Genomic DNA, 21,413 nt, shown 5'->3' with positions numbered 1-21,413 from the left:
AAGACTTTCTCCGCAACAATCCCGCTCCCGGCCGTGTTTCGGAGGTGAACCGATCGAAGGCGGGTTATGCAGCAGAAAGACGAAACATCCCCGGCGCAGGCCGAACGACCGATCGTCTTGGTCACCGGCGGAACGGGATATATCGGTTCCGCCGTCCGCAAACGGCTCGGCGGCGCATACCGGGTCGTCTCTCTCGACCGCACCAAGCCGGGTCGCGCGATGGACGGCGACTCGGTCGACACGGACCTCGGTTCAGACGAAGGTGTCGAGAAGGCGCTGACCGAGGTGAGGGAGCGATATGGCTCGCGGATCGCTTCGGTTATCCATCTCGCCGCCTATTACGACGTCACGGGCGAGCTGAACCCGATGTACGAGCAGGTGACCGTCCAGGGCACGCGCCGACTGATCGATGGCCTCCAGGCGTTCGACATCGACCAGTTCGTGTTCGCGAGCACCATGCTCGTCCACGCCGCGACGGACCAGCCGGATGAGACGATCAACGAGGACTCCCCCATCGCGCCTGCCTGGGCCTACCCCCAATCCAAGGTGCGCACGGAGGAGCTGCTACGGGAGCGGCACGGTCGCATCCCCGTCGTGTTCCTCCGGATCGCGGGCGTTTACGACGACTACGGCCACCAGCCATTCTTGGCCGAACAGATCGCGCGCATCTACGAGCACCGGCTGATCGGGCACCTGTATCCCGGCATGCTGTGCGCGGGACAGTCGTTCGTGCATTTGGACGACCTCGCCGACGCTGTCGCGAGGCTGGTCGAGCGCCGCCGCGAGCTGCCGCCGGAGCTTCCGCTCCTGATCGGCGAACCCGAGGCGCTGGGTTACGGCGAGGTCCAGGACGTCATCGGCCGCTCACTTCATGGCGAGGGCTGGACGACCCTGCGCATTCCGCAACCGATCGCCAAGGCGGGTGCTTGGGTCCAAGACGCATTCCTTGGCGATGACGCGTCCATCAGGCCGTGGATGGTCGACGCGAGCAGCGACCATTACGTCCTCGATATCACGCGGGCGCGCACGCTGCTGGGTTGGGAGCCCAGCCATCGGCTGCGCGACGCGTTGCCGAAGATGGTGGCGGCGCTCAGGGCGGACCCTCAGGGCTGGTATCGCGCCAACAAGCTCAATCCGGCGCTCGTCGCCTGGTATGGCAAGCGTCCGGCGAAGGGTGCCGGCGAGTCCGGGCCGATTGCTGCCGTCGGCGGTTCGGATCATCACGCGATGGAGCAGCCCGGGACGGTCCACGCGGGCATGAACCATGCGGCGATGGTGGACGAGGAAACGCCGCGTCCGGCGAGCGCGCACGAGGATATGGATCACAGCCGGTATGGCGGCCACGCCGGCATGGGCCATGGCGCCGCGCCGGAGGGAGGCGACGCGCATGCCGGGCACATGGCCATGATGGAGCGCGACGAGCGCCGAGCCCGTTGGGCGCATTACGCCACTATCGGCCTCGGCGCCTGGCTGCTCGCCAGCCCGCTCGTCTACGACGCAACGACCAGCGCGGGCGTAAGCGAGGCGGTTCGCGCGGTCACGGCCGAGCGAGGACTGCCCTCGGTCGAGTGGCGCGCGCAAGCGATGATGGTGAGCGATATGCTGACCGGGCTCGCCATCATGATATTCGGGGCCATGTCGTTGTCGAAGCGGACGGCATGGTTCGGGCAATGGGCCAATGCGTTCGCAGGCATCTGGCTCCTTTTCGCGCCGCTGTTGTTGTGGACCCCGAGCGCGGCGCAATACCTCAACACCATGATCGTGGGCGCCGGCGTGATCGCGTTCGCGGTTCTGGTCCCGATGATGCCGGGCATGAGCATGGCCGGCATGATGGATCCCAAAAGCGTGCCGCCGGGCTGGACTTACTCGCCCTCGACCGATGCGCAACGCCTGCCCATCGTGGCGATGGGCCTGATCGGGCTCCTGATTTCTAGGCATCTGACCGCCTACCAGTTCGGTCACATCGACCACGCGTGGGAGCCGTTCTTCCAGGGCTCGCCCGCCGATCCGCGCAACGGCACGGAGGAGATCATCACCTCCGACGTGTCCCGGGCCTGGCCGATCCCCGACGCCGGCCTCGGGGCCATAAGCTACCTGCTTGAAATCCTGATGGCGGTCATGGGCACGCGCGACCGGTGGCGCACCATGCCGTGGATGGTGACTTTCTTCGGCATCCTGGTCATCCCGCTGGGCGTGATCAGCATCTACTTCATCATCATCCAGCCGATCATGATCGGGACATGGAGTACGCCCACCCTGATCGCGGCGCTGGCGATGCTGATCATGATCCCATTCGCCCTCGACGAGGTCATCGCGATGGGTCAGTTCCTGTGGTGGGCGCGCTGCCGCGGAAAGTCGGTTCTGCGCACCTTCTTCAAGGGCGACGCCGTCGAGGGCGGTGCGGTGGACGACTCGGACGCGCTCGCCTCGCCTGGGGCGTTTTGGCGGGACACGACGCGCGGCGTAACGTTGCCCTGGACTCTTGCCGCTATGATGGCGATCGGGGCCTTCCTGATGCTCACCCGTGTCGTGTTCGGGACTTCCGGGCCGATGGCGAACAGCGACCATGTGGTCGGTGCGCTCGCGATCACCGTTGCCATTATCGCGACCGCCGAGGTGGCGCGTGCACTCCGGTTCCTCAACGCGGCGCTCGGGGCTTGGCTCGTCGCGGCCCCATGGCTTCTCGATGGCCATGGGCCAGCCGCCGGTGTCGCCAGTGTTGCGCTTGGCGTGTCACTCGTCGCGCTCAGCTTTCCACGGGGTCATCGCAGCCGCGAGCATTATGCCGGCTGGGACAAGTACGTCGTCTAATCCCGGCGTCGGCCGTCGCTTATGAGAGCCGTTGGCCGCCTTCCCCGGTATTAGCCTGGAGTTCAACCTCACTGTTCTCGACGATAATAGCGAGTCCGATTGCCTCTAGATTTGAAGACCTCCGGACTGTTCGCTTGCTCCCCACTCGTGTTCGTCGAGCATATGCCCTAGGTGTCGCCCTACACACCGGTCTATGAGATGGTCGTGCGCGCGGTCGTCGAAGATCTACGCCTAGCGGAGCGGGCAGGGCAGAACGGGCCTGATGCTGATGAGGGCGTTACGGCAGGCCCAGAACGGCGACGTGCTCGCAATACACGATCACCCGAACCCTTAGTGTCCTGGATCGAGCTCAGTTCCCGACCCAGTCCAAAGGGGCAAATATGGAGCTTGAGCGGTGACGGCAGGGCGCAGCGTCGATCAGCGTCTCAGCTCGTCATTCCGTCCGAGGCAGCTCTGCGCGCCACCGCGTCTAGCGAGTCGTCGGGCGCGCCGTGAGCATCGACCAAGCGGCGGACACCCGCGATGGCGAAGAAGCCGTACACCGCCTTCGAGATGAGGTCGAGCAACGTGTAGCCGGCGGTGGTCTCGGTGCCGCCATAAGCGCGAAGCCCCTCGTTCCCGAGCAGGAAATTGACGGGATAGAGCAGCCATATGACCGTCAGGAAGCGGAGGTTGCGACCGTACAGGCGGGCTTGGTCCGGACCGGACACGTGCGCCTCCGTGCGAAGCGTCGACCAGAGCAGGTAGAGCACCGCCAGGAAGGCCCCCGAGCTGACGAGGTACCAAGTCCACTTCTCGGCCGAACCGGATGGCGAGAGTGCGGCGACGAGGCCAGTGAGGATCATAATCACATCGGCACCGAGCATGCCGAAGACGATCGGCTTACGCCGCGTCACCGGTACGCCGAGTGCCGTGGTAGCCAGTCCGAGGAGCAGGAGCGGCGTCGTGAAGGCCCAGGTCACGTAACGCGAGACGAACACCTGGCGACCATCGTCCGCCGTGAGGCTTCCCTGACCGAGCGCCATCGCAAGGTAAGTGCCGAAAGCGATAAGCAGCACGAAGAATTGGTTGACCGATTGACCCTCCTCGAACGGCGTGCGCGAACGACGCGCCTGGAAAAGCATCACGGCTGCAGACAGCGCCATGCCCGCGACGCCGATCCACAGCCAATATTCGGTCGACGTATCGAGCGGCTTCGGGTTCATGCTTGTCGCCTCCGTTGAAATATGAACGACCGGCGAAACGACCCGACGGCACCGACGGTTCAGGTCAGTCGCAACTTTACGCTCTGTCGACCGTCGATCGTCTGTGGAGGCAGCAGTAGACGCACGAAGTGCTCTCGATCGGCACCGCACTGTAGCGGTCGGGCTGCTCCTCGTCGCTGCCGTGTTCGGGACGGTGCTCGGCGAACCCGACTTGCCCATGCAGGTGGCAGTATTGGTAGCGGGTGTCGTGCTGGTCGGCACGCCACACGGCGGGCTTGATCATCGAGCAGGGCGGGAAGTGCTAACTCCGAGCTTCGGTGCTGCTTGGCCGCTGCCATTCGCCGGCGCCTATATCGGCGCCGCAGCCGCGATGGTGGCGCTGTGGTGCGCATTGCCGGTGGTCGGGCTTGCCCTCTTCTTGGCTTTGTCGTGGGCGCACTTCGGCGAAGCGAACTCACATGGAGCATGGCTGGTGGTCGAGCGGTTCGCGCGGGGCGGTATTCCGATCGTCGCGCCGGCGCTCGCACATCCCGGCGACATCGACATGATCTTCGGATGGATGGCGGGCACCGACGGCGCGGCACTGGCTACTATCCTGCGCGGGCCGGCCGCGTGGGCATGGGTGCCGGCGCTCGTCGCTTATCTGACTCGCACGGCTCTGACGCGTGCATCCGCCTCATTGGAGTCGGCGGCGCTGACCGCAGTGGCAGTGGCGCTGAGCCCGCTCCTGTCGTTCACATTATTCTTCTGCCTGGTCCATGCGCCGCGGGCGATGATCGAGGCGGGTCGAGAGACGGGAGAGAGCCCGCTCCACCTTCTACGTAACGCTGCGCCGTTGAGTTTCGCAGCAGCGGCGATGGCGGCGGCCGGATACACCCTTCTGGTCGACGGCGCGACACCAGAGGTCGCCGCCGTGCGTACGGTCTTCATATGGCTCGCCGCCCTCACGGTACCGCACATGCTGCTCACCAGTATTGCCGCGAGGGCGCGTCAGGGGCGCCGTCGGCCGTAAGCCCTTCCTCGGTCCGCTTGCGCTTGGCCACGTGGTGACGTGACCCCCGTTTTTTCCTCCACCTGGAGCTAGAGTCCGGCCCCAAGCGGAGGGACGGACATGAAGCGGAAGCGGTTCACGGAAGAGCAGATCATCGGCATCCTGAAGGAGGCCGAGGCGGGCGCGGTGGTGCTGGACCTGTGCCGTCGGCACGGGATGTCGAGCGCGACCTTTTACGCCTGGAAGGCCAAGTACGGCGGGCTGGAGGTGTCGGAGGCGAAGCGGCTCCGGGCGCTCGAAGACGAGAACGCCAGGCTGAAGCGGCTCCTGGCCGACGCGATGTTGGACAATGCGGGTCTGAAGGACCTGCTCGCAAAAAAGTGGTAGGCGCGGCCGCTCAGCGGGAGGCGGTCGCGCATCTCCGGACCGCGTTCGCCATGAGCGAGCGCCGCGCCTGCACGGTCATCGGGGCCGACCGGAAGAGCATGCGCTACCGCTCATGCAAGCCGGACGACGCGGACCTGCGGGGCCGCTTGCGTGAGTTGGCCGGGGAGCGTCGGCGGTTCGGCTATCGTCGGCTGCACATCCTGCTCCGGCGCGAGGGCCGCGCGGTCAACAGGAAGAAGGTTCAGCGGCTTTATCGCGAGGAAGGGCTCACCGTCCGGCGCAGGCGAGGTCGCAAGCGCGCCACCGGCACGCGGGCGCCAGCGCCGGTCCTGGCGCTGCCCAACCAACGCTGGAGCCTAGACTTCGTCCACGACCAGCTCGCGACCGGGCGACGCTTCCGGGTGCTCAACGTCGTAGACGACATCACGCGGGAGTGCCTGGCGGCTGTGGTCGACACCTCGATCTCCGGCCGGCGGGTCGTGCGCGAGTTGACCATGCTGGTGGCGGAACGGGGTCGGCCAACCACCATCGTCAGCGACAACGGGACCGAGCTGACCTCCAACGCCGTCCTCACTTGGTCGGGCGAGACAGGCACCGGCTGGCACTACATCGCCCCAGGCCGGCCGATGCAAAACGGATACGTCGAGAGCTTCAACGGCCGGATGCGGGACGAGCTCCTGAACGAGACGCTGTTCACGAGCCTCGCCCACGCCCGTGCGACGATCGCGGCCTGGGTTCACGACTACAACACCGAGCGGCCTCACTCGTCGCTCGGCTACGTCACCCCGGCGGCCTTCGCCGCGGAGATCGAAAAGCAACGGCCCGGGCTAGCCCGGGCCGTTGCTTTGCATCAGAACACCCGTCGGTCTCTGGTTCCGGCTGGATGAAAGTCGGGGGTCACGTCAGTGGCGTTCACTTCGACCGGCTCCACTGCAACGGAATATGTCGAGGGTCTGAGCGAGCGGCGACGATGTCGGCCACCGACCCACTGATATGCAGTCAGCTCGTGGCGAGACGCAGGGCAATTTACTCGTCCCGCGCAGGTGCGGGAGGCGCGGTAGCGAGTTCCCAATGCTCTTCGCATGTCGTATGCTACGTCGGGTCAGATCGCGATCGCGAGCGATCAACGGATCGGCGTGCTCGCGGTTGCGGCGGGTGAATGTGACGTTGGAGACCGCTCGGGCACTGCGCCTGCTCCGTGTCGAATCGTTCGCGGAGTGTTCTGCCGCCTGCAGCAAGCCGGTCGCTTGTCTCGCCGGGCCGGGCAAACGAAGTCTGCTTGGCCTCGCTACTGCGGAGTTGCTAGCAATGCATGCTTTCCGACAATTGAGTCAGGCCTTTGCGATCGCATCGTCTTTGCCCCATCGAGGTTGTAGCAGCCGCTGAGCGACAACGCGGACGCGCTCGGTTTTCGCCTCGGTCAGCCGGGCGAAAAGGCTCGCCGCAAGCAGAGAGCCGAAAACAGCACCGGCGACGATCGCCATGTTCGTGGGCGACGGCGGCAGCCGGCGGCTTCCGACCACAAACCCTGCGAGGAGCGCGACAAGGGGAAAGTGGGTCGCATAGAGCGAGAAGCTCGCCCGCGCACCGAAGCCGGCCAGCGGAGCGAGACGCCGAGGAAAGGCGGGGCGATTGACCCTGAGCGCGAGCAGGACAGCCGAGAATGTAGCTGCGAGCACCAGGTCGGCCGGGAAAGAGGTGCCAGAACGGTTCCACGCCAACGCCGCCGCGAAGGCCGCGACCGCTACCATCATCGTGAGCCGGCCCGCGTCGCCCCGATTTTGGTCCGAGACTAGTTTGCGCTCGAGGAAAAACAGTCCTGATCCGCAGAGCCAAATCGCAAAGTAGCTCATCAGCTGCGGAGCAGCGGCCGCGAGAACCAGCGTCAGGACGGCCCATGACGGTCGCCGGTACCTGAACAGCAGCCAGAGCGCCGGGAACCAGACATAGCACCAGAACTCGACCGCTACGCTCCAGAGCGGACCGTTAGTTCCGAACGGCTGCGCGACGATGCTCTGGAGGAACAGAAGATTGGATAGCAGCGTGGCGATCGATAGATCCGCTTCAACGTTCTTGCGAAGGACCCAGCTTCCGGTCCGACCGAGATGCGTCGGGGACTCGACGATCCACACGCCGACGGCGTCGAGAATCCCGCCTAGGACGAGCGCCGGCACGAGCACGACTGCGAGCCGGGCGGAGCGGTCCACGAGGTAGGTTCGCCAAGACCATCCCACATCGACGCGTCTCACGACGCTGCGCGTGATCCAGTAGCCGCTGAGCACGAAGAACAGGATCACCGCTGCGTGCGCGAAGCCCGCAAGGCCGTAGAGCGACTGGACCAGCAGGCTGGAGGTCGGGGCGTAGTCCTCGATAATCAGAATCCATGCGTGGCCGAATACGACGGTGATCGCGAGCAGCGCCCGCAGCCCGTCCATGTATAGATGCGACGGGTCGCCGATCTCGCGGACGTGAACGGCGCCGGAAGGCGCGGCGCTGTAGTTTGCTTGCCTTGGTGATCCGGTCGGCAATTGGCGATCGTCTGTGTGCACAACGTCATCTCGTCGCGAGCGCACGAGCTGTGAAGACCCTGGTCGCCGCCACTCCGTATCGGCCGTCTCCTTCCGGGAACCGCTGCGGGAACCCGCCGGAGTTTCAGATTGTTAGAGCCGGCGGATTGGTCGGGCGGCTGGCGTCCTCCGTCATGCGTCTAGCCAGATGTCTAGACCGATTGCGGATCGCTCGCGATCGCCGCGTAGGGTCCGCAACCTTCAGCCGCTCGGGCCATTGGCGTAGCCGTAGTTCTAGCAACGCATCATCAGGAGAAAGCCGATGCACGCCCATCAGATCATCTCGACACATCCGGACGTCCGCGGAGACACGAATGAGGCGCTGATCCGGTGCGTAGAGGAGTGCTATTCCTGTGCGCAGACGTGCACCACCTGTGCGGACGCCTGCATCGCGGAGGATATGGTTGCCGAGCTTCGGCAGTGCATTCGATTGAATCTGGACTGCGCCGACGTGTGCGCGGCGACGGGTTCGACCTCGTCCCGCCGGACGGGCGGCAATGTCGAGCTGCTGGTGCCCATGATCCAGGCTTGCGCCATCGCGTGCCGCCGGTGCGGCGACGAGTGCGAGCGTCACGCCTCCATGCACGAGCATTGCCGCATCTGCGCGGAGGCTTGCCGGCGCTGCGAGCAGGCTTGCAACGACGCGCTCGCTTCATTGAGCGTCGCCGCCTAAGCGCCGCTCATCACAAGAACCGCCCGGGCAGCGCGTAACGGCTGGCCGGGTGGTGGAGGTCGGCGACCGAGACGATCTCTCCATCAAGGGTCGCGGTCTCGGTGACCAGGAGCGCGGGCTCTTCGGCACCGAGAGCCAGGATGGTTCTTATCCGGCGACGCGGCATCACCGCCCGCACCTCGAAATCGAACGAAATGGCCGGGAGAAGGCGACCTAGGACGGCCGCAGGCGTTTCATCCGTCAGATCCTGCGTAAGGAAGGATGGTGCGCGCGCCGACGCGACCCAGCGTTCTTCCAGTTGCACGGGCCAATTATCGACCCAGCGTACGATCACAACGTGGGAGACGCTCGACCCCGACGCTACTCCCAACCGGGCGGCGATCTCTGGCCAAACAGTGCCGTGAGATAAGGCAAGCAACTTCGTCCGACATCGGCGTCCGCTCCGGCGGGCCTCCTCGCACAGATCATGGACCGCCATGGTCGCCGCCGCCACGCGCCGATCCATCACATAGGTGCCGGCCCCGACTACCCGGGACACGTAGCCTTCGTCGACCAGTTCGCGCAGCGCCCGATGTACGGTCATCCGGGACACGCGAAATTGATCCTTGAGCTCATGCTCGGACGGGATCCTGTCGCCCGCGCTCCAGTCGCCTGCAAGGATATGCTCAAGGATGTGCTCCTTGATGCGCCGGTACATGGGCGATGACGCTTGGTGCGCGGCAGATTCCCCGACCGTGCTCATGAGAGGGCGATCCGCTCCCGAAGGCGGCCGGTGGCTCGGATGTCGCGCACTGGCTGGCTGCTCAGATCGGGGACACTCGGCACCGCGCGTCGTCCTCAAAAGGCCAGGTGGTCGAGGCCGCCGTGCATGAACGAGCCCCCTAGATACCCCTGGACGGCGACGGCTGCGGCGATCGCCCCGAGCGACAAGAGGTTGACGATAGAACGCTCGCCGGGCGCAGCGCTGCGTGTCACCGCCCGATAGGCGAGTATCGAGGTCAGCACCGCGAGCGTAGTGCCGAGCCATCGATGGATCATCAGCACGGGATTGCGGTCGGTGAGATAAAAGCCGCCGGCAAACCAGCCCAAAGCCGCGGCCGCGACAGCTCCGAGCGCGCCCACGACCAGCATGCCTCGCGAGACATCCCGGAATTGCGGACGACCGCGCCAGACGCCAAGCAGCTCCAACGCGAACGCGCCGATCAGCATCGCGATCGGGAAGTGGATCACCGCCGTATGGACCCGGCCGAGCCAGCTCGCCAGCCGCTGCCAGAACGTGCCACCGCGCCGCCCGTGATCACCATGGCCCGCCACGTCGTCACCGGCGATATCCTGGCCGCCCACCGCCGCGTCCGCGGGACCATGTCCCGCGGCTGCGCCGCCGCGAGCGTGGTCGGGCGCGCGGTTCACCGAAGTCGTGGTTTCGTGACCTGGGCCTGCGCCGAGCGCGTTCTTGTCCTCGTGGGCGGACGCGGGCGCCTGTGCGGCGATGGCCAGCAGGACGGCCAAAGCCGGTCCGATCGCGATGCGCATGCACGAAACTCCCTGCCGTTCCTCCATCCAGTACGCAGGGCGCGCGCCTTGCCCTCACCAAGATCCGATCACCCGAGCCGGAGTTTCCGGCTGGCGCGCATCTCGCAAGCCCGCTCGGCGCTGACTGTGGCGAGCCGGGTTTCGGGCTGCGCGGCTGAACTTTTCTTCGCAACGGCAAGGGCGATGCGTTGCTGGTGCGTATGCAGAAAGGATGATCGGGCGCACCCAACGGTGCGGTCGGCGTCCGAGCTTGGAACGGCGGAGACGGATATGGTGCTGCGCACGATGTTGATTGCGCTGTTCGGGCTGCTCGCGAGCGGCGTGGCGGAAGCGAGAACATATGATCTGGTGATCGAGAGGCAGCGGCTCGAGGTGGAGCCAGGCCGACGCGACAATGTGATCACCGTGAACGGCTCGCTTCCCGGACCTGTGCTCCGCTTCACCGAGGGCGAGCGGGCGACGATCCGCGTGACCAACCGAATGAAGGAGCGAACCGCGATCCATTGGCACGGACTGCTCCTGCCCGGCGATCAGGACGGCGCGCCGGGCTTCAACGGCTTCCCCGGTATCGACCCGGGCCAGACCTTCACCTACACCTTCGACCTACGCCAGACCGGGACTTATTGGTATCACGCGCACTCCGCGACCCAGGAGCAGATCGGCGAGTACGGCGCGTTCGTCATCGAGCCGCGCGGCGCCCCGGCGCAGCGGGTGGACCGCGAGCACGTCGTGGTGCTGTCCGAGCACACGCGCGAAGACCCGGAGCGCATCCTGCGCAACCTGAAGGGCGACGCCGGCTACTACAACTTCAGCCGGCGCACGCTGCCAGACCTGTTCGCCGACGCGAGGAAGTTCGGGTGGAAGCGGACGCTCGCCGACCGGCGCGCTTGGGGCCGGATGCGAATGGATCCGACCGACATCGCGGATGTCGGAAACTATACGCTGCTCGTGAACGGCAAGCCGACCGCTGCCAAGCCGTGGCTCGAGCTCAGGGCGGGTGAGCGTGTCCGCCTCCGATTCGTCAACGGCTCGGCGATGAGCTTCATGGACGTGCGCACCTCGGGGCTGCCGATGACGGTCGTGGCCGCGGACGGGCGGGCGGTCGAGCCGGTGCTGGTGGACGAGTTCCGCATCGGGGTCGCCGAGACGTACGACGTGATCGTCGAGCCGAAGGAGGATGGGGCCTATCCGCTGTACGTGGAAACGCTCGACCGCAAGGCTTCGGTGCTCGCCACCTTGGCGTCCAGCCCGACCGCGCGCGCGGCCGTTCCGGGCGCACGCCCCCGGCCGGTTTTGCTGATGAGCGAAATGGGCCATGCGATGGGTGACATGGCAATGGGCGGGCCGACCCCCGCCGCCCCGGGCGGCGCGCATGCGGGGCATCGGATGTCGGCGGCCATGAATGGAGCGCCGATCGCGGCCGCGAGGTCCGACGGCACGGATCACGCCAGGACGGGCTCGGCGGCGCCTCGGGACACCATGACCGATCAGCTCAACCAAGCGGCGGCGCGACAGCCGCAGCCGATGGAGGAGATGGACCATGGCGCGATGACAGGGATGAACCACGACGCGCCGCAGCCTCGATCGACGCGATCGACCCCGAATGTCGGTGAGGGGGGCATGGATCACTCGACGATGCCGGGCATGAGCGATGCACAGACAGCGCGGGTCGGTGGTTCGGACAGCGCCGCCCAGTTCTGCGCGCCCGAGCACGCGGCGATGGGCCATTGCGAGCGACAGGCAGCCGCACCCGCGGACACTCCCATGATCGGCATGCCGGGCATGGACCACGCCACTGACGCTGCACCTCCCGGCGCGCAGCCGACGACATCGACGGGCGTGCGCATCGGCACGGCAGTCTCGCAGGCGGTTCGTCCGGCGGGCGGGACGCCGTTCCCGACGGTCAACTACGGCTTCGGCGCCGACCCGATGGCTGGGATGGACATGGCCGGCATGGGACATGGCGGCATGAGCCACGCTTCGATGCAAGGCATGTCCGGCATGTCGGAGACGAGCGGCATGTCCGGAATGGGCATGCCCGCGCTCGCCCGGGAGGGTGACCTAGACGGATCAGGGCGTGTGTTCGGCTGGTCGTCCGGCGCTCCTTATGGCGCGCGCGTCCTCTCGGTCCGGGACCTGCGCGCGGCGGAGCCGCAGCGCGACACACGAGCGCCGGTCCGGGAGATCGTGGTGAAGGTCTCGGGGAACATGGAGCGGTACATCTGGACGCTGAACGGGGCGAAGTTCGGCGAAGCTCCGCCGATCCGGGTCAAGTACGGCGACCGCGTGCGGGTGACCTTCGTCAACGAGACGATGATGGCGCACCCGATGCATCTGCACGGCATGTTCTTCCAGGTCGAGAACGGACAGCCCATCGACCGATTGCCCGACAAGAATGTGATCGCCGTCGCGCCGGGCAGAACGCAGTCCGTGCTGGTGACCGCGGACGAAGCGGGCGAGTGGCCGCTCCACTGCCATCTCCTCTACCACATGGAGAGCGGCATGATGCAGAAGTTCATCGTCGCGACCGTCGACAACCCGGACGGAACACCGGCCGCCCCGGGCGCCCATGCCTCGCACGGAGCGCACTGATGCGCCGGGCCACGATGATGGGCGCGGCCGCGCTGCTGGCCGGCGGCCAAGTCTCTGCGCAGCAGGTGGAGGCGCCGTCCGGCCAGCCCGCACCTCAGGAAAACCGGGAAATGGAGCGCGAGGTGGACATGGGCGGCATGGGCATCCACGCCGACCGGACCTACACCTACAGCTTGATCCAGGCGGACTATGGTCGTCTCGAAGGCAAGGATATCGCCAGCTGGGACGCAGAGGGCTGGGTAGGCGGTGACCGGCACAAGTTCTGGTGGAAGACGGAAGGCGAGCTCAACGGACCGCGTCTCGAGCAGGCCGAGGTGCAGGCGCTCTACAGCCGCAACATATGGACCTATTTCGACGCGCAGATCGGGCTGCGCACGGACTTCAAGCCCGACAACCGGGCCTATGTCGTGGCGGGCATCCAAGGGCTCGCGCCCTATTTCATCGAAACCGAGTTGCACGCGTTCGTCGGCCTGGAGGGCGACGTCAGCATCCGGGCCAAGCAGTCGTTCGATCTGCTGCTGACGAACCGCTTCATCCTGCAGCCGTTGGTCGAAACGGACTTCTACCTCACCGACGTCCCTGAACGCCAGATAGCCTCCGGGTTCTCCGTGATCGAGACGGGCGTTCAGGCGCGATACGAGTTCAGCCGTAAATTCGCGCCATACGCCGCCCTCATCTACGAGCGTAGGCTGGGAGGATCGGCGCGCTTGGCCAGAGCCGCCGGCGAGGATGTCGGCGGCTTGTCGGCACGGGCCGGCTTACGGGTATGGTTCTGAAGCGTTCGCCTTGGCCCCCTTTAGGCGGAGGGCGGAGCAGCTGGCGCTGGGCGTGGCCTGAGCCACACCCAGCGCTGACGCTCAGTAGTACCGGCCGTAGTCGCGGCGATCGTGCTGGTCGTGGTGGCGACGCTCCAGCCGCCGATCCGCACGGCGATGCTGTCGGTTCAGGTCGCGGTGCACCGCGCGATGCTCGCGTCGCGTGAGGCGGTAGTCGTGTGCGCGGTCGTGCTGGTACTCGAGCCGGTCATGCGTCCTGTCGTGGTGATCGGCCAAGCGGTCATGCTGCTGGGCATGGCGAGAACGCGGGCCGTTTTCGTGCGCCGACGCGGGGGTCGCTACACCGAGCAGGGCCGCGGTGCCGATCAGAGTCGCAAGCATTGCCTTCATTTCACTTCTCCTCTGAGCAAGTGAATGGCAGGTGCCGATTGAACGCGTCATGACGCGACCTGAAAGCGGCTATTCAGCTGCCGCCTCCCGGCTCTCTAGACTCCCAGGTGCGAGCACGGACCATCAAGGGTTCACAGACACCTTCGCAAAAGACGTCGCCGCCTGGATCAAGACCTGCGAGGAGACTAGCGGCTCCCCAACGTGAACGAGGTCAGGCGGAGCAGAAAGCGACCATCCGGAGTCGATGGCGGCGTCATGGTCGAGGCGAACAGCATCGTCGGACCGCTGACGCCTACCGGCAGCGCCAGTTCACCTTGCGCGTCGGTCGTGACATGCTGCCGCTTCCCGTCGGCGGTCGCGACGATCGCCTCATGTCCTGCAACAGGCGACGCGTTCTGCAGAAGGCGGAAGCGGCCGTCCGAGACGGCGACGAACTCGAGTTCCAGCCCCTGCGCCGGTTTGCTCGCGAGCCCAGTGCACCGTTCGGGGCAGACCGCGGTCTTTGCGAAACGACGCGAGTTCACCTTCAGGATGCGCGGGCGCGGCAGGCCCGCCACGGCCGCCTTTGCCTGTGGACCCACCGGATACTCGTCCATGATAAGATCGATGCGGTCGTCGCGGTACTCGACGTCGCGCGGCTTCAGCGTTACCGACGCCACAACGGGCTGTTTGGCCGGGCCGATCGCGATGGGAAGCGTGACGCCGGACACGGCGCCGATGCGAACGTCCACAGGTCCGGTCGACGTCGCGGCCCGCGCGGTCGCGACGCGATCGGGCGTGACCGCGATCTCCGGCTTGGGAAAGGAAGATCCGACCGTTGCGACGACAGTCGTCGGCCCGGCGCCAGCGGACGGCAGCAGAAAGAAGTCGTGCGCGAATGCCGCGGTTGGAAGCGCCGCGGCCACGACCGCTGAAGCACGAAGCACGCGAGAGACGAGGATCATCAGTTTTCCCTGGCTATGTTCTCCGGGTGTGATGGACCCGATTACGGTCGGCAAGCCTAAGCTGCTTCAGTCAGTGGCCGAGGTGCAGAAAGCCATTCGGTTGCCTAGACAAATTACAGGGCTAGCTGAGCCGGTCCCGTGACGACGGCACCATTCGGTCCGCTGCTGGTTATCAAACCGGAGCAGGCGTCCCGTGACGTCTGCGGAAATGCAAGGAAAGAGACCCGCTGATGAAGTCGAAGCTCGTACTCGCCGGTGCCGCCGCGCTGCTCGCCGCTCCCCTGGTCGCTCAGCAAGCGATGGATCATTCCAAGATGAACCATTCGCAGATGAACCACTCACAGATGAGCGGGATGATGCAGCCGACGGCGGCCAACCCGTTCCCGCCGGCCGAGATGAAGATGCACGAGCGGATGATGTCCGCGATGGGCGCCGATGCGGGCGAGACCTGGACCCGCAAGATGATCGAGCATCACCGTGGCGCCGTCGAAATGTCCCAGCTCGTGCTGCGGAACACGCAGAACGCGGAGGTGCGCCGGGAGGCGCAGAAGACCATCGCCAGCCAGAATCGTGAGATCGCAACCCTGCAGGCCATGCTGCGGAAGATGGGCAAGTCCGCCCAGTAGCCAATAGCTAGGAACGTCGACGGAAAAGGGCGGCCCTCGGCCGCCCTTTCTTACTCTATTGAGCGAATGTGACAGCGCGACCGTAGGCGAGCACCGACCTCCTCAGCTCACGACGCTGGCGTTGGACAGGCCAAAGTCCGCCCTCGCCATCACATCGGACCAGAGGGCTCGAGAACGCCGAGCCAGGCTACCAGCGCGAGTACTGCCAGGCCGATTGAGGTCTCAACGGCGAGGCTACGCCGGAGGGCGTACATCGCGCCGCGATGATCACCCTGGCCCATCGCGCTGCGCAACCGCGGTGTCAGCCGGAAGCGGTTCAGCGCTGCCAGGAGAAGCATCACCCCGAAGAGCGCGAGCTTGGCGATCAGCAACTGACCATAAAGCGAGAAGGGGAGGGTCGGAAGCCCGGAGACTCCGACGATCAACCAGGTATTCACCACGCCGGTCAGTACGAGAACCGCCACAAGCGCGGTGCCCACGAGGGAGAAGCCTTCCAACGTCCGATGCGACAGCCTCACATGCGCTTCGTCTACCCGCGCCGATCGCCGGAAGACGAGCAGGAGGAGCGCGACGAGCGCGCCGATCCAGATGCCGGCGGCCAGCAGATGCGCGATGTCGGCGCCCAGATGGAGCCAGCCGAGGTTTCCTTCGCCCATGGCGCCGTGTCCGGTCCAGGCGAGCGTCGCGAGCGCCACCGCTCCGGCGGCGAGCACGGTCCCCAACGCCGCGGCGGGCGCTCTCGGGATTGCAGCCGCCGCGCCTATGGCGAGAGCCAGCGCGGCGACGCGTACGATCCACGACGTCCCCAAGCTCGTGTCCTCAAGGATCGCGCCGAGCGTCTCGCGGTCGACATCGAGGAGACCCGTGCCGCCGAAAGAGGCGGCCAGCGAGAGCAGGCCGAAAGCCGATACGACAAGGCCGAGCAGCGCGGCCGCGACGAGTAGCGGACGAAGGCGGAGCGCCGAACCGCTCCGCTCCTCGCCTCGCAGGCCATACAACCCGAACGCCGCAAGTCCGAACAGGACAGTCAGGTCGAGATAGGACGCCAGCCTGACGAGGACCATCGTCGCGTCCACCACCGATCACTTCACCCGGAAGGAGTAGCTGCCCTTGATCGGATGCGTGTCGCTGGAGACGACGCGGTAGTCGACCCGATAAGTGCCGGCCGCCAGCGGACGCGCGGACGAGAGGACCAGCGTTCGTCCGTCACCCGCAACGCTCGTCTTTACGCCGCTCATCTTCATCGGCGGATGGTCGGCCATGCCCGGCATGCCCGTCATGACGAGGTCGGCGGTCGAGAAGCGGGCGACCAGCTTCTCGGAAAACCGGAGCTGGACGGCCTTAGGAGCCGCGACGGTCGCGTTGGCCGCCGGCGAGGCGGACAGGAGCTTGGGATGAGCATAGGCCGTGGTCGCAGTCGAGGCGACCATCGCAGCCGCGAGAACGGAGATCAGGTTACGCATGAGTCTTCTCCACAAAACCGGCATGACGCCGATATTCTAAAGTACGCATATGAACTGAAAGCCCCTCAATCACTCGTGAACGCGCCACAGGCCGGCCGTCCCCGACACTTGCGCCTGAGGGACGGAGCGTCTTGATGCGTATATGTTAGTAACGACGCGACCAGCAGGACCTGTGATGAATATCGACGACGCGCTCCAGCGGCTTGCCGCCGCTCCGACCCACCCGGGGCTCGACGGCTTGGAAAGCGCCGTTTTCGCGCGCATCGAGGCCGAGCGCGACGCGCGGGCCGGCCCGCCGATCCGGATCGGGATCATCACCGCCGCGGCGGCGGCGCTGCTTGGAACCGCGGGAGCCGTCCTGCCGACAGGTGAGGCGAAGGCCAGTGCTTCGGCGCTCGCGCCCTTCGGGGCATCGTCGCCGCTCGCGCCTTCGACGCTCCTCGCCACAGGGCCATGAAGGAGGTGCGCCGCTGGTTCTGGTTGGTGCTGCTCGCGTTCGTAGCGGCGGTCGCGGGCGTGTTCGTGGGCCGGGCGGTGATGCCACAGCCGCAGGCGCAAGGCAGCGAACTGCATGCCTTCCTGCACGAGCGGCTCGATCTCGATGTCGACCAGGAGCGTCGGATCGAGCTGCTCGAGCAGCATTTCGCGCTAAGACGGCGTGCGCTGGAACTGGAGCTTCGCGCGGCCAACGCCCGCTTGGCCGATGCCATCCAAGCCGAGCATGGGAACGGACCGCAGGTGGCTGCGGCGGTCGACGCGTCCCACGAAGCGATGGGCCGGCTACAGAAGGAGACGCTCGGTCACATCTTCGCCATGCGGCAGGTCTTGCGGCCCGATCAGGCGCGGAAGTTCGATCGGGCGGTGGTCGACGCGCTGACCGTCGAGAAGCGGTGAGCCTGATCTATGCGGAGCTATCCGACGGCGAACTCGCCGCGCTGACGGCCGCTGGTCGACAGCCTGCGTTCGGCGAGATCGTGCGCCGGTACCGCGACCCGATCTACCGTCTTGTTCGCGGCTGCACGGGCGATCCAGAGGAGGCTCTCGACCTGACGCAGGACTGTTTCGCGGCGGCGTTTCGGACGATCGGACAGTTCGATCACGAGCGCTCAATGCGCGCTTGGCTCGCCACCATCGCGCTTAACCGGTGCAGGGATTGGCGCAGACGCCAGCGTATACGAAGCCTGTTCTCGTTCGGCTCCCGGCCGCCCGACGAGGTGATCGACCAGGTACCCGATCTACGCCCCGCGGTGGACGACGCCGCGTCCGATCGTCGCGAGCTCAGGCGTGTCGAGGACGCGATCCTCCGACTCCCCGCCAACCTTCGGGAAACTCTGCTGCTACGCACTGTCGAAGGTCTCTCGCAGGGGGAAACCGCGCAAGCGCTCGGCGTCACGGCCAAGGCGGTGGAGACCCGGCTGCATCGTGCCCGCAAACAACTCGCGGCTTTGCTCGAGGAGCGCCAGAAATGATCGGTCGGAGTTCCAGCATGGCCGCTGCCCGGCCCGCCACGCCGAGGCTCGCGGGACGCCGGGGCGCAGGTCTTGCCGGTCCTTCTATCCGCCATGGCTTATAATCGATCACGAACCGTCCCGCCGTGGCGGACGAAGTCGCAGCTCTATGTCGACGAGCAACTCTCATCGGTGGGCGACCTCGAGCATTGCGTGCGAACTTGGCTCGCCTTGCCCGACGACCGTCAGGCCCGCGCGCGCCTACTCTCCCGAAGGTGCGTCACATTGCCCGATGCAGTAGCCGCTTGCCTCGAGCCTCGTGATCTCGCCTGGCTCGCGGGCCTGCTACCGCGGCTTCGCCCTGCCGACGAATGAAGATCTTTTGCTGGGTGTGACCGCTGTTTCGAAGGGGAGCTCGCATTCGTTGCGCCGATCGGCAACACGTTGCGGACCTCCTCCCGGAGCGGGATGAGCTAGGAATTGCGGGCATGTTCGAGGTCGAGAACATCGTACAGGTGGATCAGCCCATCGGGCGCGTGTGGGACGTGCTGACCGCGTTCGCCGAGTTCGAGCAGTGGCACCCTTATGTGTGGATCGAGGGCCGAGCCGCTTATGGCGGCGTGATCCGATACGGATTGAAGCAGCTGGCCGGTCTTCCGGCTCGGCGCACCGTTCCTGCGCGCGTCCTCCACTTCGAGCCGAAACGCACGCTGGGATGGCGGTTATGGGTTCCACGACTTCTGACCGTCGACGAGTTTTATACGCTGTCGGGCGCGGGCGCGCGGACGGTGGTCAGACATCACGTCCGATGCGAGGGGCCTATCTCCGGTCTCATTCGACGGCCGGTTTCGCGGAAGGTGAAGTCGCTCCTCGAACGGGCGGACGCCGCACTGGCGACGAAGCTGGGTGATCGGGTTACCGAACGCTATCGATCCTCCGATCGCCGGTCCAAGCGCCGTTGACCGGCATCGGCGACCGACAGATCGGAGGAACGGCCCGCCCAAACGACTTGATGGTCCGACGTCGAACCATCATTCTGACTGGGATGCGAGGCGTCCCGAACGGGCCGGAATGCCACGCCCATCGATTAGGACCGTAGCTCGGCCTGGTGCTGGACGAGCATGTCGGCGAGTTCGTTGATGTCCTTCTGCTGCTCGTCGATCGTCTTCTGCGCCATCGCGCGCGTCGGGCCATGATCGCTATTGTCCAACAGCACCCGCGACATGTCGATGGCGCCCTGATGGTGCGCGATCATCTTCTTGATCCAGGTCTCCGCCGTGGTGTCGCCCTTGGCCTCCATCATCTCGTGATGCATCTTCTTCTCGACCGACGAGAACTGATCCGACATCCCGAACATCTGCAATCTCCTGTGTGGGTGAACACTGCGAGCCCTAACGAGCTGCTGACGAGTCATGCGCGGCTTACGGGAAGGGTTCCCGCCGGAGCGTGCCCCAAGCACTTCCAAGTGGTCGCTCACGAAGGGCGAGCGTTATACGACAGCACAATTGCCTAGACAGGTAGGGAGGACTCAGGCCTGACGTGCGCGGCGAGCGCATCAGCGACGGGCAGGTATCGGCGCGGTACCCACAAGCCGTCTGGTGTTTTGCTTATGTCACGACAAAGGGCTTGAGATCGCCTTGATCGCCTTCAGACCGGAGCCGAAGCGGGCGATCGCCTCCTTGTGCCGCTCCAGCTCGCCATAGGGTAGGTAGGAGAAGTCAAGGTCCGCGATGCGGCTGAACGCCGGACGGCGGAGCTGAGCGCGAACATCGGCCTCGCGTGCGTCGGGCGCCACCAGAAAGAGCCCGGCGGCCGCATGGAGGTCGCCTCCGGACAAAGCTAGGTCGAGCATGCGAACGATCCCCGAATAGATCGAGGTCGAGTGCTCTACCTCGAACGCCGCGGCGACATTCTCGCCGCCCTTCGCCAGCCAGAGCACATCGATGAGCCGGATGGAGTCCGCGCCGGGCGAGGTGGCGAGAGCGGCGGGGAGGCGCTCCACACATCCGTGCGCGAGCGGCACGCCGGCGTGAAGACGGCCCCGATCGTTCGCGGCGATCCAGACGTCATATCCGAGCGACAAGCCGAGGTCTCGCAACCAGGCTTGGATCTCGGCGTGGGTGCGGTCGGTCTCGCCCTGGGCGGCGGCAGTTTTGTCGAGCCTGCTCGCCTCCGCGCGCGCCTCCTCAAGTCGGGTGAACCAATCTTTCCCCGCGGACGCGTCGTCGTCGAGCGGTGGAGCCGGGTAGCGCTTCGAGCCGACATCGAACAGGAGGCCGCCGATCGCGCCGAGGTCGTTTGAGAGCAGGTCGCGGAACCGGTCGTTCAGATCCAGGATGCCGGCCCGCATCGCCAGAAAGTGGTCCCACGACCCGAGCTTCACCTTGGCGCCGGTCAGCGCGTTGTAGCCGTTCACGATCGCGGTGTTGAACGGCGGGATCAGGGTCGGATGAAGAAAATAAAGTAGGTTGGCTGCCGCCGGCCCGAGTCCTTTGATCTTCAGCGCGTCGATCCCCCGGATGTGACGGATGATCTCCTCGGCGGTGTCGCAACAGGAGCAGTTGTGGAGAAGGCGGCCGAAGGCGCGCTGGTTGTCGGGGTTCTCGTAGATGTCGGGAATGCGCAGCTTCGGCTTCCACAGCCAGGCATGATCCGCGCCCTTGAAGATCTGACGCTGCTCGGCGATCGAGTGGACCACCGTCTCCAGCGACGAGCCGCGGTAAGCGACTCCGAACGTCCCCGCCTCGATCTCGGATACGACCTGCTGCAGGCCGCGCCGGATCGAGCGGAAGTTCTTCAGACGCTCGTCCCAGAGGAACCATGAGCGGTACGTCGCCCCGGAGTCGTCGCGCCAGCGCCGAATGAGCTCGCGAACCAGTTCAGCGTGACTGGATGGAACATGCGCGACGGCTGCTGCTTGCGGCATGACTGCGAGTTTCCTGACGGGGCGACGGACCTGACAAAGCGTGACTCGGCCCGGCGCTCCCCGTCAAGGTGGCTACAGGTC

The 21,413-nt window shown here is 66.0% G+C and carries 21 protein-coding genes and 1 pseudogene; 13 read left to right on the top strand and 9 right to left on the bottom strand.

The annotated features are described in order from the left end of the window. The first annotated feature begins 66 nt into the window (after positions 1-66). Positions 67-2,811, top strand: coding sequence for an NAD-dependent epimerase/dehydratase family protein (locus CKY28_RS17095; protein ID WP_095999608.1), 2,745 nt, complete (start codon positions 67-69; stop codon positions 2,809-2,811). Positions 2,812-3,236: 425 nt separating this feature from the next. Here CKY28_RS17095 and CKY28_RS17090 read toward each other — a convergent pair whose 3' ends face one another. Further along, positions 3,237-4,016: a bacteriorhodopsin gene (locus CKY28_RS17090; RefSeq protein ID WP_176473163.1), complete on the bottom strand. Its 780-nt coding sequence runs from the start codon at positions 4,014-4,016 to the stop codon at positions 3,237-3,239. A gap of 181 nt (positions 4,017-4,197) precedes the next feature. Between CKY28_RS17090 and CKY28_RS17085 the strand changes: the two genes are divergently transcribed. The 3 genes and pseudogenes from CKY28_RS17085 to CKY28_RS17080 all read left to right on the top strand — a co-directional run bounded on the left by CKY28_RS17085 (position 4,198) and on the right by CKY28_RS17080 (position 6,281). Further along, entirely contained in the window at positions 4,198-5,028 is an 831-nt protein-coding gene (locus CKY28_RS17085; RefSeq protein ID WP_176473162.1) for a Brp/Blh family beta-carotene 15,15'-dioxygenase, read from the top strand. 99 nt (positions 5,029-5,127) lie between these two features. Continuing rightward, positions 5,128-5,280, top strand: a pseudogene (locus tag CKY28_RS19385) (transposase); the annotation flags it as partial. Continuing rightward, the gene (locus tag CKY28_RS17080; RefSeq protein ID WP_425442544.1) at positions 5,208-6,281 is read left to right on the top strand and encodes an IS3 family transposase; all 1,074 of its coding nucleotides are present in this window, start codon (positions 5,208-5,210) and stop codon (positions 6,279-6,281) included. The pseudogene CKY28_RS19385 and the gene CKY28_RS17080, both read left to right, overlap by 73 nt. A gap of 444 nt (positions 6,282-6,725) precedes the next feature. On the opposite strand, the gene CKY28_RS17075 is transcribed toward CKY28_RS17080, so the two are convergent. Continuing rightward, positions 6,726-7,943, bottom strand: a complete 1,218-nt coding sequence (locus CKY28_RS17075; RefSeq protein ID WP_141243978.1) for an acyltransferase family protein — start codon at positions 7,941-7,943, stop codon at positions 6,726-6,728. A 280-nt stretch (positions 7,944-8,223) separates the two neighbouring features. Between CKY28_RS17075 and CKY28_RS17070 the strand changes: the two genes are divergently transcribed. Beyond that, the gene (locus tag CKY28_RS17070) at positions 8,224-8,634 is read left to right on the top strand and encodes a four-helix bundle copper-binding protein (protein WP_095999604.1); all 411 of its coding nucleotides are present in this window, start codon (positions 8,224-8,226) and stop codon (positions 8,632-8,634) included. A gap of 10 nt (positions 8,635-8,644) precedes the next feature. On the opposite strand, the gene CKY28_RS17065 is transcribed toward CKY28_RS17070, so the two are convergent. Together CKY28_RS17065 and CKY28_RS17060 are read right to left on the bottom strand one after the other, a co-directional pair. Continuing rightward, complete coding sequence (locus tag CKY28_RS17065) at positions 8,645-9,331, bottom strand: UTRA domain-containing protein (RefSeq protein ID WP_176473161.1); 687 nt, start codon at positions 9,329-9,331, stop codon at positions 8,645-8,647. Positions 9,332-9,471: 140 nt separating this feature from the next. Continuing rightward, positions 9,472-10,167, bottom strand: a complete 696-nt coding sequence (locus tag CKY28_RS17060; protein WP_245841903.1) for a DUF2231 domain-containing protein — start codon at positions 10,165-10,167, stop codon at positions 9,472-9,474. Here CKY28_RS17060 and CKY28_RS17055 point away from each other — a divergent pair. The 3 genes from CKY28_RS17055 (at position 10,096) to CKY28_RS17045 (ending at position 13,949) form a co-directional block, all read left to right on the top strand. Further along, complete coding sequence (locus CKY28_RS17055; protein WP_176473160.1) at positions 10,096-12,759, top strand: multicopper oxidase domain-containing protein; 2,664 nt, start codon at positions 10,096-10,098, stop codon at positions 12,757-12,759. The genes CKY28_RS17060 and CKY28_RS17055 overlap by 72 nt on opposite strands. Continuing rightward, on the top strand, positions 12,759-13,535 hold the full coding sequence (locus CKY28_RS17050; protein WP_095999601.1) for a copper resistance protein B: 777 nt from the start codon (positions 12,759-12,761) through the stop codon (positions 13,533-13,535). The genes CKY28_RS17055 and CKY28_RS17050 overlap by 1 nt, the downstream gene beginning before the upstream one ends. Before the next feature lie 111 nt (positions 13,536-13,646). Next, on the top strand, positions 13,647-13,949 hold the full coding sequence (locus CKY28_RS17045; RefSeq protein ID WP_095999600.1) for a hypothetical protein: 303 nt from the start codon (positions 13,647-13,649) through the stop codon (positions 13,947-13,949). Between the two features lie 161 nt (positions 13,950-14,110). On the opposite strand, the gene CKY28_RS17040 is transcribed toward CKY28_RS17045, so the two are convergent. Next, on the bottom strand, positions 14,111-14,869 hold the full coding sequence (locus CKY28_RS17040) for a DUF4198 domain-containing protein (protein WP_141243977.1): 759 nt from the start codon (positions 14,867-14,869) through the stop codon (positions 14,111-14,113). 230 nt (positions 14,870-15,099) lie between these two features. On the opposite strand from CKY28_RS17040, the gene CKY28_RS17035 reads away from it, so the two are divergent. Next, on the top strand, positions 15,100-15,495 hold the full coding sequence (locus CKY28_RS17035) for a DUF305 domain-containing protein (protein WP_095999598.1): 396 nt from the start codon (positions 15,100-15,102) through the stop codon (positions 15,493-15,495). Positions 15,496-15,644: 149 nt separating this feature from the next. Here the strand turns inward: CKY28_RS17035 and copD are convergent, their stop codons facing one another. Both copD and copC read right to left on the bottom strand, forming a co-directional pair. Further along, the gene (gene copD, locus CKY28_RS17030) at positions 15,645-16,571 is read right to left on the bottom strand and encodes a copper homeostasis membrane protein CopD (protein ID WP_342747180.1); all 927 of its coding nucleotides are present in this window, start codon (positions 16,569-16,571) and stop codon (positions 15,645-15,647) included. Positions 16,572-16,577: 6 nt separating this feature from the next. Then, positions 16,578-16,958 (bottom strand): copper homeostasis periplasmic binding protein CopC, encoded by a 381-nt coding sequence (gene copC / locus CKY28_RS17025; RefSeq protein WP_095999596.1) that lies wholly within the window; start codon positions 16,956-16,958, stop codon positions 16,578-16,580. 175 nt (positions 16,959-17,133) lie between these two features. On the opposite strand from copC, the gene CKY28_RS17020 reads away from it, so the two are divergent. The 4 genes from CKY28_RS17020 to CKY28_RS17005 all read left to right on the top strand — a co-directional run bounded on the left by CKY28_RS17020 (position 17,134) and on the right by CKY28_RS17005 (position 19,368). Continuing rightward, complete coding sequence (locus CKY28_RS17020) at positions 17,134-17,415, top strand: DUF4164 domain-containing protein (RefSeq protein WP_245841902.1); 282 nt, start codon at positions 17,134-17,136, stop codon at positions 17,413-17,415. After that, the gene (locus CKY28_RS17015) at positions 17,412-17,852 is read left to right on the top strand and encodes a periplasmic heavy metal sensor (protein WP_095999594.1); all 441 of its coding nucleotides are present in this window, start codon (positions 17,412-17,414) and stop codon (positions 17,850-17,852) included. The genes CKY28_RS17020 and CKY28_RS17015 overlap by 4 nt, the downstream gene beginning before the upstream one ends. Further along, positions 17,849-18,427, top strand: coding sequence for an RNA polymerase sigma factor (locus tag CKY28_RS17010; protein WP_095999593.1), 579 nt, complete (start codon positions 17,849-17,851; stop codon positions 18,425-18,427). The genes CKY28_RS17015 and CKY28_RS17010 overlap by 4 nt, the downstream gene beginning before the upstream one ends. A 467-nt stretch (positions 18,428-18,894) precedes the next feature. Beyond that, on the top strand, positions 18,895-19,368 hold the full coding sequence (locus tag CKY28_RS17005; RefSeq protein WP_095999592.1) for an SRPBCC family protein: 474 nt from the start codon (positions 18,895-18,897) through the stop codon (positions 19,366-19,368). A 125-nt stretch (positions 19,369-19,493) separates the two neighbouring features. Here the strand turns inward: CKY28_RS17005 and CKY28_RS17000 are convergent, their stop codons facing one another. Further along, positions 19,494-19,763 (bottom strand): DUF305 domain-containing protein, encoded by a 270-nt coding sequence (locus CKY28_RS17000; RefSeq protein ID WP_176473159.1) that lies wholly within the window; start codon positions 19,761-19,763, stop codon positions 19,494-19,496. 255 nt (positions 19,764-20,018) lie between these two features. Further along, the gene (locus tag CKY28_RS16995) at positions 20,019-21,332 is read right to left on the bottom strand and encodes a type II restriction endonuclease (RefSeq protein WP_095999590.1); all 1,314 of its coding nucleotides are present in this window, start codon (positions 21,330-21,332) and stop codon (positions 20,019-20,021) included. Between the last annotated feature and the right edge of the window lie 81 nt (positions 21,333-21,413).

The organism is Sphingomonas lenta (genome assembly GCF_002288825.1).
GTDB classification, from domain to species: Bacteria; Pseudomonadota; Alphaproteobacteria; order Sphingomonadales; family Sphingomonadaceae; genus Sphingomonas; species Sphingomonas lenta.
The sequence above is the reverse complement of the archived record's forward strand: the minus strand, read 5'-3'. Positions and strand labels throughout refer to the sequence as shown.

What these genes read in the sequence shown, in the direction of transcription:
- CKY28_RS17095 (WP_095999608.1), top strand. Translation starts at nt 67, where the DNA reads ATGCAGCAGAAAGACGAAACATCCCCGGCGCAGGCCGAACGACCGATC.
- CKY28_RS17090 (WP_176473163.1), bottom strand. Translation starts at nt 4,016, where the DNA reads ATGAACCCGAAGCCGCTCGATACGTCGACCGAATATTGGCTGTGGATC.
- CKY28_RS17070 (WP_095999604.1), top strand. Translation starts at nt 8,224, where the DNA reads ATGCACGCCCATCAGATCATCTCGACACATCCGGACGTCCGCGGAGAC.
- CKY28_RS17065 (WP_176473161.1), bottom strand. Translation starts at nt 9,331, where the DNA reads ATGTACCGGCGCATCAAGGAGCACATCCTTGAGCATATCCTTGCAGGC.
- CKY28_RS17060 (WP_245841903.1), bottom strand. Translation starts at nt 10,167, where the DNA reads ATGCGCATCGCGATCGGACCGGCTTTGGCCGTCCTGCTGGCCATCGCC.
- CKY28_RS17050 (WP_095999601.1), top strand. Translation starts at nt 12,759, where the DNA reads ATGCGCCGGGCCACGATGATGGGCGCGGCCGCGCTGCTGGCCGGCGGC.
- CKY28_RS17040 (WP_141243977.1), bottom strand. Translation starts at nt 14,869, where the DNA reads ATGATCCTCGTCTCTCGCGTGCTTCGTGCTTCAGCGGTCGTGGCCGCG.
- CKY28_RS17035 (WP_095999598.1), top strand. Translation starts at nt 15,100, where the DNA reads ATGAAGTCGAAGCTCGTACTCGCCGGTGCCGCCGCGCTGCTCGCCGCT.
- copC (WP_095999596.1), bottom strand. Translation starts at nt 16,958, where the DNA reads ATGCGTAACCTGATCTCCGTTCTCGCGGCTGCGATGGTCGCCTCGACT.
- CKY28_RS17020 (WP_245841902.1), top strand. Translation starts at nt 17,134, where the DNA reads ATGAATATCGACGACGCGCTCCAGCGGCTTGCCGCCGCTCCGACCCAC.
- CKY28_RS17015 (WP_095999594.1), top strand. Translation starts at nt 17,412, where the DNA reads ATGAAGGAGGTGCGCCGCTGGTTCTGGTTGGTGCTGCTCGCGTTCGTA.
- CKY28_RS17005 (WP_095999592.1), top strand. Translation starts at nt 18,895, where the DNA reads ATGTTCGAGGTCGAGAACATCGTACAGGTGGATCAGCCCATCGGGCGC.
- CKY28_RS17000 (WP_176473159.1), bottom strand. Translation starts at nt 19,763, where the DNA reads ATGTTCGGGATGTCGGATCAGTTCTCGTCGGTCGAGAAGAAGATGCAT.
- CKY28_RS16995 (WP_095999590.1), bottom strand. Translation starts at nt 21,332, where the DNA reads ATGCCGCAAGCAGCAGCCGTCGCGCATGTTCCATCCAGTCACGCTGAA.